The sequence below is a fragment of the Paraburkholderia fungorum genome (assembly GCF_046027215.1).
In the GTDB taxonomy this organism is placed as follows: Bacteria; Pseudomonadota; Gammaproteobacteria; order Burkholderiales; family Burkholderiaceae; genus Paraburkholderia; species Paraburkholderia fungorum_D.
This window is the reverse complement of record NZ_JAQQEN010000002.1, coordinates 1,747,139-1,760,556: the sequence shown is the minus strand read 5'-3', so window position 1 is coordinate 1,760,556 and position 13,418 is coordinate 1,747,139. Positions and strand designations below refer to the sequence as shown.

The 13,418-nt window shown below is 61.8% G+C and carries 16 protein-coding genes; 12 read left to right on the top strand and 4 right to left on the bottom strand.

The window, feature by feature from the left end:
* The first annotated feature begins 25 nt into the window (after window positions 1–25).
* The 9 genes from PQR27_RS28410 to dhaK all read left to right on the top strand — a co-directional run bounded on the left by PQR27_RS28410 (window position 26) and on the right by dhaK (window position 8,412).
* Window positions 26–1,045: a LacI family DNA-binding transcriptional regulator gene (locus tag PQR27_RS28410; RefSeq protein ID WP_408526918.1), complete on the top strand. Its 1,020-nt coding sequence runs from the start codon at window positions 26–28 to the stop codon at window positions 1,043–1,045.
* Window positions 1,046–1,160: 115 nt separating this feature from the next.
* Window positions 1,161–2,492, top strand: a complete 1,332-nt coding sequence (locus tag PQR27_RS28405) for an ABC transporter substrate-binding protein (protein WP_408526917.1) — start codon at window positions 1,161–1,163, stop codon at window positions 2,490–2,492.
* A gap of 66 nt (window positions 2,493–2,558) precedes the next feature.
* Complete coding sequence (locus PQR27_RS28400) at window positions 2,559–3,515, top strand: carbohydrate ABC transporter permease (RefSeq protein WP_408526916.1); 957 nt, start codon at window positions 2,559–2,561, stop codon at window positions 3,513–3,515.
* Window positions 3,512–4,465, top strand: a complete 954-nt coding sequence (locus tag PQR27_RS28395) for a carbohydrate ABC transporter permease (protein ID WP_408526915.1) — start codon at window positions 3,512–3,514, stop codon at window positions 4,463–4,465. The genes PQR27_RS28400 and PQR27_RS28395 overlap by 4 nt, the downstream gene beginning before the upstream one ends.
* Complete coding sequence (locus PQR27_RS28390; RefSeq protein ID WP_408526914.1) at window positions 4,462–4,656, top strand: hypothetical protein; 195 nt, start codon at window positions 4,462–4,464, stop codon at window positions 4,654–4,656. The genes PQR27_RS28395 and PQR27_RS28390 overlap by 4 nt, the downstream gene beginning before the upstream one ends.
* A gap of 4 nt (window positions 4,657–4,660) precedes the next feature.
* Window positions 4,661–5,764: an ABC transporter ATP-binding protein gene (locus tag PQR27_RS28385; RefSeq protein ID WP_408526913.1), complete on the top strand. Its 1,104-nt coding sequence runs from the start codon at window positions 4,661–4,663 to the stop codon at window positions 5,762–5,764.
* On the top strand, window positions 5,757–6,779 hold the full coding sequence (locus tag PQR27_RS28380) for an ABC transporter ATP-binding protein (protein WP_408526912.1): 1,023 nt from the start codon (window positions 5,757–5,759) through the stop codon (window positions 6,777–6,779). Before PQR27_RS28385 ends, PQR27_RS28380 begins: the two co-directional genes overlap by 8 nt.
* Window positions 6,776–7,408: a dihydroxyacetone kinase subunit DhaL gene (dhaL, locus tag PQR27_RS28375; RefSeq protein ID WP_408526911.1), complete on the top strand. Its 633-nt coding sequence runs from the start codon at window positions 6,776–6,778 to the stop codon at window positions 7,406–7,408. Before PQR27_RS28380 ends, dhaL begins: the two co-directional genes overlap by 4 nt.
* Window positions 7,409–7,422: 14 nt before the next feature.
* Window positions 7,423–8,412 (top strand): dihydroxyacetone kinase subunit DhaK, encoded by a 990-nt coding sequence (gene dhaK, locus PQR27_RS28370; RefSeq protein ID WP_408526910.1) that lies wholly within the window; start codon window positions 7,423–7,425, stop codon window positions 8,410–8,412.
* A gap of 244 nt (window positions 8,413–8,656) precedes the next feature.
* Here dhaK and PQR27_RS28365 read toward each other — a convergent pair whose 3' ends face one another.
* Together PQR27_RS28365 and PQR27_RS28360 are read right to left on the bottom strand one after the other, a co-directional pair.
* On the bottom strand, window positions 8,657–8,890 hold the full coding sequence (locus tag PQR27_RS28365; RefSeq protein WP_408526909.1) for a hypothetical protein: 234 nt from the start codon (window positions 8,888–8,890) through the stop codon (window positions 8,657–8,659).
* Between the two features lie 65 nt (window positions 8,891–8,955).
* Window positions 8,956–9,423, bottom strand: a complete 468-nt coding sequence (locus PQR27_RS28360; protein ID WP_408526908.1) for an Lrp/AsnC family transcriptional regulator — start codon at window positions 9,421–9,423, stop codon at window positions 8,956–8,958.
* Window positions 9,424–9,577: 154 nt separating this feature from the next.
* Between PQR27_RS28360 and PQR27_RS28355 the strand changes: the two genes are divergently transcribed.
* On the top strand, window positions 9,578–10,207 hold the full coding sequence (locus tag PQR27_RS28355; RefSeq protein ID WP_408526907.1) for a LysE family translocator: 630 nt from the start codon (window positions 9,578–9,580) through the stop codon (window positions 10,205–10,207).
* 69 nt (window positions 10,208–10,276) lie between these two features.
* On the opposite strand, the gene PQR27_RS28350 is transcribed toward PQR27_RS28355, so the two are convergent.
* Entirely contained in the window at window positions 10,277–10,450 is a 174-nt protein-coding gene (locus tag PQR27_RS28350; protein ID WP_408526906.1) for a DUF1289 domain-containing protein, read from the bottom strand.
* Between the two features lie 130 nt (window positions 10,451–10,580).
* On the opposite strand from PQR27_RS28350, the gene PQR27_RS28345 reads away from it, so the two are divergent.
* Window positions 10,581–10,901, top strand: a complete 321-nt coding sequence (locus PQR27_RS28345) for a YnfA family protein (protein WP_408526905.1) — start codon at window positions 10,581–10,583, stop codon at window positions 10,899–10,901.
* Window positions 10,902–10,952: 51 nt separating this feature from the next.
* On the opposite strand, the gene PQR27_RS28340 is transcribed toward PQR27_RS28345, so the two are convergent.
* Complete coding sequence (locus PQR27_RS28340) at window positions 10,953–11,462, bottom strand: DUF1993 domain-containing protein (RefSeq protein ID WP_408526904.1); 510 nt, start codon at window positions 11,460–11,462, stop codon at window positions 10,953–10,955.
* Between the two features lie 300 nt (window positions 11,463–11,762).
* On the opposite strand from PQR27_RS28340, the gene PQR27_RS28335 reads away from it, so the two are divergent.
* Complete coding sequence (locus tag PQR27_RS28335) at window positions 11,763–13,322, top strand: S53 family peptidase (protein WP_408526903.1); 1,560 nt, start codon at window positions 11,763–11,765, stop codon at window positions 13,320–13,322.
* Window positions 13,323–13,418: the final 96 nt, after the last annotated feature.

Below are 13,418 nucleotides of genomic sequence, written 5' to 3'. Positions count from 1 at the left end.
CCTGGCTCGGCACCGGAGGAGACACATGCCGGCTACACGTATGATGATTGCGCGTCGTGCGGGCGTTAGCGTGGCCACGGTCGACCGTGTGCTGCGCGACGATCAGGCCGTACGTCCGGAAACTGCTGAGCGCGTTCACCTGGCGCTGGCGACGCTGCGCGACGAACGCGCGAGCCGTGGCCGCCCGGCGAAGCTCGGTTCGTTTCGGGTCGCTTTCGTCTTGCCACAGATCAACTCGCGCTTTCTCGACCACGTCGAGCGCAACATCGCGCTGTCCGCCAGTTTCTTTCGCGAGCACCGCATCATTCCGTCTTTCTATCGCTGCGATTTTTCGAGTCAGCGCGATACGGCCGCATTCTCCGAACAGGTGGCCGATTACGACGCGCTGGTGCTCGTGCCGCTTGACTATCCATGGGTCGAACGTCTGATCGAGGACATGGGCGTGGCCAATGTGCCTGTCGTCACGGTGTTTTCCGATTTGCCTTCGAGCCGCCGCTCGGCGTATGTCGGTGTCGACAACCGGATTGCCGGTCGCACAGCCGGACTATTGATGGGCCGTTTTCTCGGCTCCCGCATCGGCACGGTGGCGGTGCTGTCCGCTTCGTCCCGTTTGCACGATCAGTTGGAACGCCGCACGGGTTTCTCGCAGGTACTGGAAGAGGATTTTCGCAATCTGCGCTGGATTGCCGAGCCTGATTTTGCCGAAGACGATGACGGTGCCGGCCTCGCCGCGCAGGGACTGCTTGCGCGCCATCCGGATCTGGTGGGCGTCTATGCGACGGGCGGCGGTATCTCGGGCATCGCAGCGGCATTGCAGGAATCCGGCGACAAGGCCCGTCTGGTTCTGATCGGCCACGAGTGCACGGCGGAAACGCGCAGCCAGTTATCCGGGCGCGCGATCGATGTGATTCTCGATCAGGACGTGCGTGGCATCGTGCACTGGGCCGGTCTTGCCGCGATCAATTTTCTGAACGACGTGCGTGGCGCGCTCGCCATCCCAACGCCGGAAACCCGAATTTATCTTCGTGAGAATGCGCATGCCTGAAGCTCGCGACACGCGGATTGCTGTCTGAATCCGCTGGAGCCGAAACACGGTGCCCGGCGCATGGGCGCTGTTCCATATCAGGTTGGAGACCCGAGAAAAGACAAGGAGAAGACACATGTTACGTCTTACGTCAGCAAGGGTAATGGCGGCGGCCATCGTATCGATGGGACTCGGCATGGCCACGGGCGCGCAAGCACAGGACAAGCAGTTGACCTTATGTTGGGCGGCATGGGATCCGGCCAATGCACTCGTGGAACTGTCGAAGGATTTCACCACCAAGACCGGCATCAAGATGAAGTTCGAGTTCGTACCGTGGACCAGTTATGCCGACCGGTTCATCAATGAACTTAATTCGCATGGCAAACTATGCGACCTGATCATCGGTGACAGCCAGTGGATCGGTGGCGCTGCGGTCAACGGGCACTACGTCAAGCTCAACGATTTCTTCACCAAGAACAAGATATCAATGGACGACTTCGTGCCGGCCACCGTGGTCGGCTATTCGGAGTGGCCGAAGAATACGCCGAACTACTGGGCCTTGCCCGCCATGGCCGATGCGGTTGGCTGGACCTATCGCAAGGACTGGTTCGCGCGCCCCGAGTTGCGCGCCGAGTTCAAGCAGAAATATAAACGCGAGCTCGAACCGCCCACCACCATGGACGAACTCAAGCAGACCGCCGAGTTCTTTCAGGGACGCAAGATCGACGGCAAGACCGTGTACGGCGCTTATATCTTCACCGAACGCGGCTCTGAAGGGATCACGATGGGCGTGACCAACATGCTCTACAACTTCGGCTTCGAATACCAGGACCCGAAAAAGCCTTATCACCTCGACGGCTTCGTCAATTCGCCCGGTGCGATCAAGGGATTGGAGTTCTATAAAGCGCTCTACAAGTGCTGCACGGCGCCGGGCATGACCAACGCGTACATGCAGGAAGGCCTCGACGCGTTCAAGTCCGGTCAGGTGGCGATGCAGATGAACTGGTTCGCGTTCTTCCCGGGCCTCTACAAAGACCCGAATGTCGGTGGCGACAAGATCGGCTTCTTCGTCAACCCCAAGGAATTGAAGCAGTTCACGCAACTGGGCGGGCAGGGCATCTCGGTGGTGTCGTACTCGGATCACAAGGAAGACGCGCTCGAGTACATCAAATGGTTCGCGCAGCCTGACGTCCAGAAGAAATGGTGGCAACTGGGCGGCTATTCGGCGGCCAAATCCGTGGTGGATGCGCCGGACTTTCCAAAGAGCCAGCCATTTGCGCCGGCATTCCTGAAGTCGATGGCGATCGTCAAGGACTTCTGGGCCGAGCCTGCGTACGCCGAGCTGTTGCTCGACATGCAAAAGCGCGTGCACGACTATGTGGTGGCCGACAAGGGGACGGCCAAGGAAGCGCTCGATCTGCTGGTCAAAGACTGGAACAAGGTCTTCAAGACCGAAGGCAAGAACTAGCGTGTATCCGGAGTGGACCGGCGCGGCTCACACAGGTTGCCGCCGGTCCGTTTAAAGGAGTCAGGCATGTTGGCAAACAAGCCTTTTGCGCCGGCGGGTCTCGAGGCGGGCAGTTCCGCGCGCATGAGTAAGCGCCTGTCCGGGCTGTCGGATCGAACCATCGCGTGGATCTTCATTCTCCCGACGATCCTGCTGCTGCTCGCGATCAACATCTTTCCGCTGATCTGGGCGTTGCGTCTATCGTTCACGAACTTCAAGTCGAATATGCCGAGCGTGCCGGCGCGCTTTGTCGGCATCGACAACTACGTCGATATTCTCACCGACGAAGACATCTGGTACGCGATGCAGGTCACGGCGCGTTTCGTGTTCTGGTCGGTCGGACTCGAGGTGCTGCTGGGATTCGGACTCGCGTTGCTGATCAACCGGCAGTTTCGCGGCCATAGTTTCTGGACCACGCTGATCCTGCTGCCGATGATGCTTTCGCCCGCCGTAGTGGGCAATTTCTGGACCTTTCTGCTGCAACCGCAGACGGGCCTGTTCAACGATATCGTCAGCTTCTTCACCGGTATCGCGCCTGGATCGTTCCAGATGATCGGCGATGTGTCGCTGGCGCCGTGGACCATCGTGATGGTCGATACGTGGATGTGGACGCCTTACGTGATGCTGATCTGCCTCGCGGGTCTGCGCTCGATTCCCGACTACATCTACGAAGCGGCCGAAGTGGATCGCGCCTCGCCGTGGCGGCAGTTCTGGTCGATCACGCTGCCGATGACCTTGCCGTTCCTGATGCTCGCGGTGCTGTTTCGCGGCATCGAGAACTTCAAGATGTTCGACATGGTGAACCTGTTGACCTCGGGCGGTCCCGGCTCGGTTACGGAAACCGTGTCGATCACGCTAAAGCGCGCCGCGTTCGAGAAATGGCAGACCGGCTATTCATCGGCGCTTGCCATCATTCTGTTCGTCACGGTGTTCGGCGCGGCGAACATTTATGTCAAAGCGCTCAACCGGGTGAAACAGCGATGAGACCGACTGCCAGCCAATCTTCGGTGGTGGCGTCGTCGCCGCGCGGCAAGCGGTTCGCGGCGGCGGCTGTCATCACCTATGCACTGCTCGCCACCTTGCCGATGGTGTGGATCTTCCTGACGAGCTTCAAGACCCAGGAGGACGCGATCGCCTATCCGCCGGTCGTGCTATTCCAGCCGTCCATGGAAGGCTATGTGAACCTGTTCACGATCCGCTCGCGGCAAACGCCCGAGTTCATCGCCAGTTTGCCGCCCGCGCAGACCTGGTATGAGCGCGACGTCCGCAAGCGCAACATGGTGATCGCGGGACCGTCGAAGGTATTGCCGCGCTTCCTGAATTCGCTCGTGATCGGTTTCGGCTCGACTTTTCTCGCGGTGTTTCTCGGCACGCTCGCGGCCTATGCGTTCTCACGCTTCAAGGTGCCGCTGGCGGACGACCTGCTGTTTTTTATCCTGTCCACGCGCATGATGCCGCCGATCGCCGTGGCGATCCCGATCTATCTGATGTATCGGGCGCTGGGTCTGAGCGACAGCTATGTCGGCATGATCGTGCTGTATACAGCGGTGAACGTCTCGCTGGCCGTGTGGCTGCTGAAGGGTTTCATGGACGAGATTCCGCGCGAGTATGAAGAGGCGGCGCTCGTTGACGGCTATACGCGCTTGCAGGCCTTCGTCAAAGTCGTGTTGCCACAGGCGATCACCGGCATTGCCGCCACCGCGATCTTCTGTCTGATTTTCGCGTGGAACGAGTATGCGTTTGCGTCCTTGCTCACCAGCGGCGATGCGCAGACCATGCCGCCGTTCATTCCTTTCATCATCGGCGAAGGCGGCCAGGACTGGCCGGCCGTTGCTGCGGCAACCACACTATTCGTGCTGCCGATTCTCTTTTTCACCGTCGTGCTGCGCAAGCATCTGCTGCGCGGCATCACCTTTGGAGCGGTGCGCAAATGAAACGTGATTCCGTTCTCGCGCCCGGGCGCTGGCTGCGTCGCCGCCATAGCGAAAACGCCTCGACCGCGTTGATCGGCATTGGCGTGGCGATGCTGGTGCAGCCGTTTTCGCTGGCGCTGTTCACGTGGTCGTTTCCGGTCATTCTGGTGGGCGCGCTCGCGTTCGTCGTCACGAGTCATTTTCCGGACTAGCGCCATGTCCACCATCGTTCTCGCCAACCTTCACAAGCGCTTCGACGATTTCGTCGCGGTGCGCGACACCAGTCTGACGATCGGCGCCGGGCGCTTTGTCGTTTTGCTGGGGCCATCGGGCTGCGGCAAGACCACCACGCTGCGAATGATCGCCGGGCTCGAGTTGCCGACCTCCGGACAGATTCTGATTGACGGTGAAGACGTGACGGCATTGCGCGCACGCGAACGCGACATCGCGTTCGTGTTTCAGATGTTCGCGCTCTATCCGCATATGACGGTACGTAACAACATTGCGTTTCCGCTGAAGAACGAGCACGTATCGCGCAAGGAAATTGCCGCGCGGGTCGATGCGGCCGCGCACATGCTGCGCATCGAAAACATTCTCGACCGCAAAACCGGCGGCCTGTCAGGCGGCGACCGGCAGCGTGTGGCGCTGGGCCGCGCGATCGTGCGGCAGCCCAAGGCGTTTCTGATGGATGAACCGCTTGGCACGCTCGATGCGGATTTTCGTGAGCTGATGTGTCTCGAGTTGCGCAAGCTGCATAACGCGCTTGCCGCAACCACGGTCTACGTGACGCACGACCAGAGCGAGGCCATGGCGATGGCGGACGACATCGTCGTGATGAACAAGGGCGAAGTGCTGCAGGCCGGCTCGCCGCACGAGATCTATCACTTTCCGGCGACGGTGTTCGTCGGCAATTTTATCGGCAGCCCGCCGATGAATTTTCTGCCGGTCGACAAAGGTGTGGCAGCGGGCGACGACACCGTGCTTCTGCATGGCGCAACCGTGCCGGTGCCGCCTTGCGCGGCAGCGGCCGAACGCGTGCTGCTGGGCATTCGCCCGGAGCACATCGTGCTCGACGAACACGGCCCGCTGCGCGGCAAGGTGATCGCCGACGAATATCTCGGTTCGCATCAGGTGCTGGTGATCGAAACCGCGCTGGGCGTCGTGCGCGTGCGGGCGTCCAAGGACGATGGATTGCCTGCCGGATCGCCGGTGGGTTTGTCGTTTCGCAAGGAACGCACGCTGCTATACGACGCACCAACGGGCCGCCTGCTGCCAGGCGTCGCTCACACGATTCCCGCATACGGAGAAGCTCATGGCTGAAATCCAGTTGCGCAATGTGTCGAAACGCTTTGGCGACATCCGCGCCGTCGACGATTTTTCGATCGATGTGAAAGACGGCGAGTTCGTGGTGCTGCTCGGCCCGAGCGGCGCGGGCAAAACAACGACACTGCGTCTGATCGCCGGGCTCGAACGGCCGGATAGCGGCGACGTGCTGATCGATGGCGCGGTGGCGACGGGTGTGCATCCGTCGGATCGCGATGTCGCGTTTATCTTCCAGCAGTATTCGCTGTATCCGCACCTGACCGTGTTCGGCAATCTGGCGTTTCCGCTGCGTTCGCCCAGAAGGCGCAGCAGCGAGGCCGAGGTGCGCGCGAGAGTCCAGGCAGTGGCGGAGATGCTGCACATGGAATCGAAGCTCGACAACATGGCGACCCATCTGTCAGGTGGTGAAATGCAGCGCGTGGCGATAGGGCGCGCGCTCGTGCGGCAGCCCAAGGCGTTTTTGATGGATGAGCCGTTGTCGTCGCTCGATGCCAAGCTGCGCGAAGAATTGCGGATCGAACTCAAGCGCCTGCATCGCACGATCGGCGCGACGATTGTCTATGTGACGCACGACCAGGTCGAGGCGACCACGCTCGCGGATCGCATCGGCATTCTCGAACATGGACGTCTCGTGCAGCTCGGCACGCCGCGCGAGGTTTATGGCAATCCGGTCTCGCTGGGCGCCGCGCAGCGGCTCGGCTCTCCGCCGATCAATCTGTTGCCGCCCACGCTGTTCGATTCGGCGCACGTGCCGGCGGGTACGGCCACCGTCGCCATTCGTCCGGAGGACATCGTGTTGCACGACGGCGCCGACGCGCAGGACGCATTGAATCTCAAGGTGCTCGAATATTCGCCGCTGCGCCATCTGCTGATTCTCGATCGCGCGGGGACCGCCGTGGTCGCCACGACGGTGGCGGAGCGCAATTTCTCGCCTGGGCAATCGGTCGGCGTGTCGTTGCCGGCTCGCAGCCTTCTCTATTTCCGTGCCGACGGCAGGAGGATCCCGACATGAACGGCAAAACGGTCATGGCGTGCATCGACGCCGCGCATGCCTCGTTGAAGGAGCATACCGACGAGATCGCCGCACTCGATCAGCAGATCGGCGACGGCGATCACATTTTCAATCTGCTGCGGGGCATGGAAGCCCTGCTCGCCATGCGCGCGGATATCGAAGCCGATGCGTTCGGTCCCGCGCTGGATCTCGCGGCGTCTAAAGTGCTCTCGACAGTGGGCGGATCGTCGGGGCCGCTGTTCTACTCGTTGCTGAACGGCATGTCCAAAGCTTCAACTGGACGTGCAATGGATGTGGCCGGCATGGCGCACACCTTTGCCGCTGGCGTGGAAGCGGTCGGTCAACGTGGCAAGACGGGCGTCGGCAGTAAAACGATGATGGACGTGCTGATTCCCGTCGCTCAGCGCTTTGAGGCATTGGCTGCCGAGGGCGTGGCGGCGCGCGTGGTGCTCGACACGCTGCCGCGCGTCGCCGAGGAAAACATGCTGGCTACGCGCGACATGCTGGCGACCAAAGGGCGGGCGTCTTTTCTTGGCGAGCGTTCACGCGGACATATCGATCCGGGTGCCCGTTCCAGCCAGATCATGATCGCATCGGTATGCGCTCGGCTGGCCCAACACTACGAATGAAGGAGCGAGAGACCGTGAAGAAATTCATCAATCATGTGGACGATTTTCTTGCCGAGAGCCTGGCGGGATTCGCCGCCGCGCACAGCGATCTGGTCGTGCTCCATAACGAACCGGTGTTCGTGCGCCGCAAGGATCTGAAGCCCGGCAAGGTTGCGCTGATCTCGGGCGGCGGTTCCGGTCACGAGCCCTTGCATTCGGGGTTCGTGGGTTACGGCATGCTGGATGCGGCCTGCCCGGGGCAGATTTTCACCTCGCCCACGCCGGACCAGATGATGGCCGCGGCGAGGGCTGTCGATACCGGCGCCGGCGTGCTGTTCATCGTAAAGAATTACTCCGGAGACCTGATGAACTTTGAAATGGCCTCGGAGATGTCCGAGGTGCCGAACGCGATGGTGCTGATCAACGACGACGTGGCCGTGGAAAACTCGAGCTATACGACCGGGCGGCGCGGCGTGGCCGGCGCGGTGATCGTCGAAAAACTGGTGGGCAGCCTGGCCGAAACCGGCGCGGACCTCGAACAGTGCAAGGCGTTCGGCGATCGGATCAACAAGCGCACCGCGTCGATGGGCGTCGCGTTCACCAGTTGCACGGTGCCGGCGGCCGGCACGCTCACGTTCAAGATCGGCGACGACGAGATTGAAGTGGGCGTCGGCATTCATGGCGAGCCCGGCCGGCGTCGCGCGAAATTCGCTCCCGCCGATGCGATTGTGAGCGAGTTGCTGAGCGCGATCACCGAGGATCTGAAACCGGCTGCCGGAGCGGAGTTGCTGGTACTGGTCAATGGACTCGGTGGGACACCGCTTGGCGAGCTCTATCTGCTTTTCAACTCTACGCGTGTGTGGCTCGAGCAGCGTGGCCTGAAGATCGGCCGCGCCCAGGTGGGCGCGCTGACCACCTCGCTCGAAATGGCGGGTGCGTCGCTTACGCTTTGCGTGCTCGACGACGAGATGAAGCGCCATTGGGACAGCCCGGTGCATACGCCGGGATTGCGCTGGGGAAGATAGGGCGGCGGTGTGCCAATGGTTCATCGTTGAGACGTGCTGAGCGATCGCCGGATTGCGGACTCATATCGTTTGTTGAGTGACCGACATCGGGTCGTGGGGCGCTCGTTTTAATCGCGCCAAGACGCAACTAACGGTCAAGTCCGTCACGCGCCTCCGAATAACGCGGCGCCCGCTTGCTGGAACCCTGGACGACCGCCGGCCGCGCGGCCCAGCGGCTATGCAACGAAGGGGCCGGTTATGCCACTCAGCGGTTGCCGTCAAGCAGATCGCCAAGCATTTCGTCGAAGGCGGCCTGCGCGTCTTCGAGTTCCTGCAGGGCGGCGTCGAACGTTTGCAGCGCGAACTGCGAAGGCTGGCCACTGCCGGCCGGCGGGAACTGCGATTGCAGCGACCCAAAAGCTGCCTGCACGCGTTGGGTAGCGGTCAATACGCGCGCCATCGCGGCTGATTCTTCGGCTCGCGCCTTTTCGTGATCCATGAGAACTCCGTACTCGTCTATTCGGCTCGCGCCGTTTCAAAGGGGTGACTATGCCACGACCGTGCTCATGACAGGGGCAAGCCGCCATGGGCCTTCACTTCCCGCAACGACAAGGCCGACTCCACCGACGTCACGCCCGGCAGGCTGCGCATCTCGTCGCGCATGAAGGTGCCGTAGTCGTCGAGATCGCGCGCGACCACCTGCAGGATGTAGTCGGCGCTACCCGACACGTTGTGGCACGCCAGAATCCGCGGGATGGCTTGCACTTCGCGCTCGAAGCGGTCGGCCATCGCGCGGTCGTGCACGGCAAAACGCACGTAGACGAACGCGACCACACCAAGGCCGAGCGCGGAACGGGACAGCATCGCGCGATAGCGGTCGATATAGCCGTCGTTCTCCAGGCGCTTGAGGCGGCGCGCGCACGGCGTCTCGCTCAGGCCCACCATCTCGGCGAGCCGCGCATTCGACATGCGGCCGTCGTTTTGCAACGCGGCGAGGATGGCGCGGTCGGTTTTGTCGAGCTCGGTTGTCATGGTAGGCGCCTGCTTTTGTGTGTGAGCGGAAAGCGTCAGATGAAGATTGAATGTTAGCGCATTCCCCTCAAGGCGTCGCGTCATGACCGGTAATTCGCCAGCAAAACCTCCATGAGCGATAGCAAGATAGAGCCATCAACAGCACGAGGTTTTCATGATTTCCGCTCACCTTCTGGTTGTCTATATCGCCGCCCTGTTTGTCGTCTACGCCGTGCCTGGGCCGGACATGGCGCTGGTGCTGCAAACCAGCATCGGACGTGGTGCGCGCACGGGTTTGGCGGCTGCCGGCGGCCTGGGTTTGGCGCGGGCGACGCATGTCACGCTGTCCGCGTGTGGAGTGGCGGCGTTGTTGCGCAGCGCGCCCTGGCTGTATGAAGTAGTGCGCTACGGCGGCGCGGTCTATCTGGCGTGGGTCGGTATCCAGATTTTCCGTTCGCCGGTATTCGCGTTGCCTGAGGGTGGCGCGTCGAGCGCCGGGCCGCAGCCGTTGCGCGCCGCTTTCGTCAAGGGACTGTTGACCAATCTGCTGAACCCGAAAGCGTTGCTGTTCTGCTCGGTGCTGTTGCCGCAGTTCGTGCGTCCCGAGGCGGGGCCGGTTGCGGTGCAGATGGTCGAACTGGGTCTGGTGCTGCTCGCTGTCGGCGCTTGTTTCGACGCCATGTATGCAATCGGCGCGGCGCGCATTGCGGGCTGGATGCGGGCGCATCCGCTTGCGCAAACGCTGCAGCGCTGGACCTTCTCGGCAGCGCTGATCGGCTTCGCGTTGCGGCTCTCGCTGGACTGAAGCCGGGCGCCCGACGCCTGGCGCCGGGTTGCTGCCGTGGTCGATGACAGGGCACGAGCTGCTGGGCCGTTACTTGCGCAGCTTATGCTCCCGACGCGAGCGGTCCTCGATAATTTTCCGGCGATGCTTGTCTTTCATTTTTTTCCAGCTCTTGCACTCGTCGCGCGTGCGCAAACAACCGAGGCAAAGGCCGGTTTTGCCGTCGAACTTGCAGATATCGATGCAGGGTGACGCGATGCTCATAACGGGTAGCGAATAGAAAAGTGTACGGCGACTGTCGCATGCGCCATGCCTGCCAGGCAAAGTGATTGTGTTAATAAAGCCGATAGAATGCCGCACACCCCAATGCGGTCACACGCGCTTCTATCTGTCCATGAAAACTTTTCTGCTTTATGCCGTGACCGCCGTTGCCGAAATAGTTGGGTGCTATCTGCCGTGGCGCTGGCTCAAAGAGGGCGGTTCAATCTGGCTGCTGGTGCCCGGCGCGTTGAGCCTGGCACTGTTCGTCTGGCTACTCACGTTGCACGGCACCGCCGCGGGCCGCGTGTATGCGGCTTACGGCGGTGTCTATGTGGCGGTGGCGATTGTGTGGCTATGGTGCGTGGACAAGGTGCGCCCCACGCTGTGGGACGCAGCTGGCGTGGCCTTCACGCTGGCCGGTATGGCGATCATCGCATTCCAGCCACGCGTTTGATGCCGCGCAGGCCGCGTTTATCGAACCCACACGTGAAAGCCGTCACGCGCTTTACTTGATGCCGCCGAGGTAGTCGAGTTTGCCGAGCTCGACGCCGTTGTGACGCAGAATGTCATACGCCGTCGTGACGTGAAAATAGAAATTCGGCATCACAAAACCCAGCAGATACGACAGCCCCGTAAACTCGATCGGGCCCGAGCGCATTTTCAGCGTAATGCTGCGTTCTTCCGACTCGTCGATCTGTTGCGCGTTGAATTCCTTCAGATAATCAATCGTCTTTTGAAGGCGGGCATCCAGTTCCTCGAAGGTCTGTTCGACATCGTCGTACTTCGGCGCTTCGACGCCGGCCAGACGGGCGGCGCATCCCTTCGCCGTATCGCTGGCGATATAGACCTGGCGCACCAGTGGCAGCATGTCCGGGGCGAGCCGGGCATTCGTGAACACGGACGGATCGATCTGTTTCTCTGCCGCGTGCGCCTCAGCTTTGCCGAGGATGACTTGCAGGTTGGTCAGGCCGCGTACCAGCACGGGCACAGATGCTTGATACATCGAAATGGGCATGGGCTTCCTCTGTTTTCCTGATCGTGCGCGCGGGCGGCGCGCGAGGCAATGTAACGGCTGGATTGCCGCTGCAGCATCATAGCGCGAGCGACGCATGACGCGTATTGACCAGGCGCGACGTTAGCCATTCGGACAACTGCCGTGTGCACCGGAACTGTGGTCGAATGCATTTGTCGGACCGTTTGACGGAGTCCTTGAAACGGCGACCCTCAGCCGGTTGTATGGCAGTGAGGTTGGGCAGGCGCGTACCGTGCTGGGTCCTTGCGGCTGGGCCGTTGCGCTAACAGGAGGATCGACATCATGGTCAACAAGCATCCGCTGCCAGGAAGCGAGCGAACAGTAGAACAAGGTTCGAAGGTCGTTGGACAATGCGATCCCGCGGAACGGATCGAAGTTTTCGTGATGCTGCGCCGTCAGCAGCAGGCGCAATTCGATGCGCTGATGAACAGCATCGAAGCGGGCGACACAAGCGTCAAGCCGCTCTCGCGTGAGGCGCTCGCCAAGGAGTACGGCGCCGCGCCTGACGATATCGCCAAAGTGAAAGTCTTCGCCGCCGCACACAGCTTGACCGTGGTGCGCGAAGATCCGGCGGCGCGCTCGGTGCTGCTTGGCGGCACGATTACGCAGTTCGAGAGCGCATTCGGGGTCAAGCTCGAACACTACCAGCATCATTCGGCGGGGCAGTTTCGTGGCCGCACCGGCACGATCAGCGTGCCGGACGACCTGCGCGGCATCGTGGAAGCGGTGCTCGGACTCGACAACCGGCCCGCCGCGCGTCCGCATTTCCGTATCCGGCCGCCGTTCCAGCCGGCGAGAGCGCATCAGGTTTCGTTTACGCCGCCGCAACTCGCCTCGCTGTATCAGTTTCCGCAAGGCGACGGCGGTGGCGAGTGCGTGGGCATTATCGAACTCGGCGGCGGTTACGAAACCTCCGACCTCAAAAGCTATTTCGCCAGTCTTGGCGTGGCCTCGCCGACCGTGAAGGCGGTTGGCGTCGATCAGGGCGGCAATCAGCCTACTGGCGATCCGAACGGCCCGGACGGCGAGGTCACGCTCGACATCGAAATCGTTGGGGCGATCGCGCCGGGCGCGACGATCGCGGTGTATTTCACCCAGAACAGTGACGCGGGTTTTATCGACGCGGTGAGCCGCGCCGTCCACGACACCACCAATAAGCCGTCGGTCATCTCGATCAGTTGGGGTGGGCCGGAGTCGAACTGGACGGCGCAGTCGCTCAAAGCGTTCAACAGTGTGCTGCAGGCGGCCGCCGCGGTTGGCGTGACGGTTTGCGCGGCATCGGGCGACAGCGGTTCGAGCGACGGTTCGGGCAGTGGCGATCAGGTCGATTTTCCGGCGTCGAGCCCTTATGTGCTGGCTTGCGGCGGTACAAACCTGACCGCTTCCGGTACTTCGATCTCCCGCGAGGTGGTGTGGAACGACGGCGCTCAGGACGGCGCAAGCGGCGGTGGCGTGAGCCAGACTTTTCCGGTGCCGGTGTGGCAAAAGGGCTTGTCATCCACCAGTTCGAATGGAGGCAAGACGCCGCTCGGCGGGCGCGGCGTGCCGGACGTGGCAGGTGACGCATCGCCCGTCACTGGGTATAGCGTATTGATCGACGGCACGCAGACGGTGGTTGGTGGCACCAGTGCGGTGGCGCCGCTGTGGGCGGCGTTGATCGCGCGGATCAATGCGGCGAAAGGGCAGCCGGCCGGCTTCATCAACCCGAAGCTGTATAAGGCCAAGGGGGTGTGCCACGACATTACGCAGGGCAACAACGGCAGTTTCGCCGCGGCGGTCGGCTGGGACGCGTGCACGGGACTCGGCAGTCCCAATGGTCAGAAGGTGGCGGCGGCACTATAGTGATGAGCCGTGAATCGGCTCATCAGACCACGATGCGAGTACACGATACGCAAGACACTGAAGACCACTCAAGACACTCAAGACACTCAAGACGTT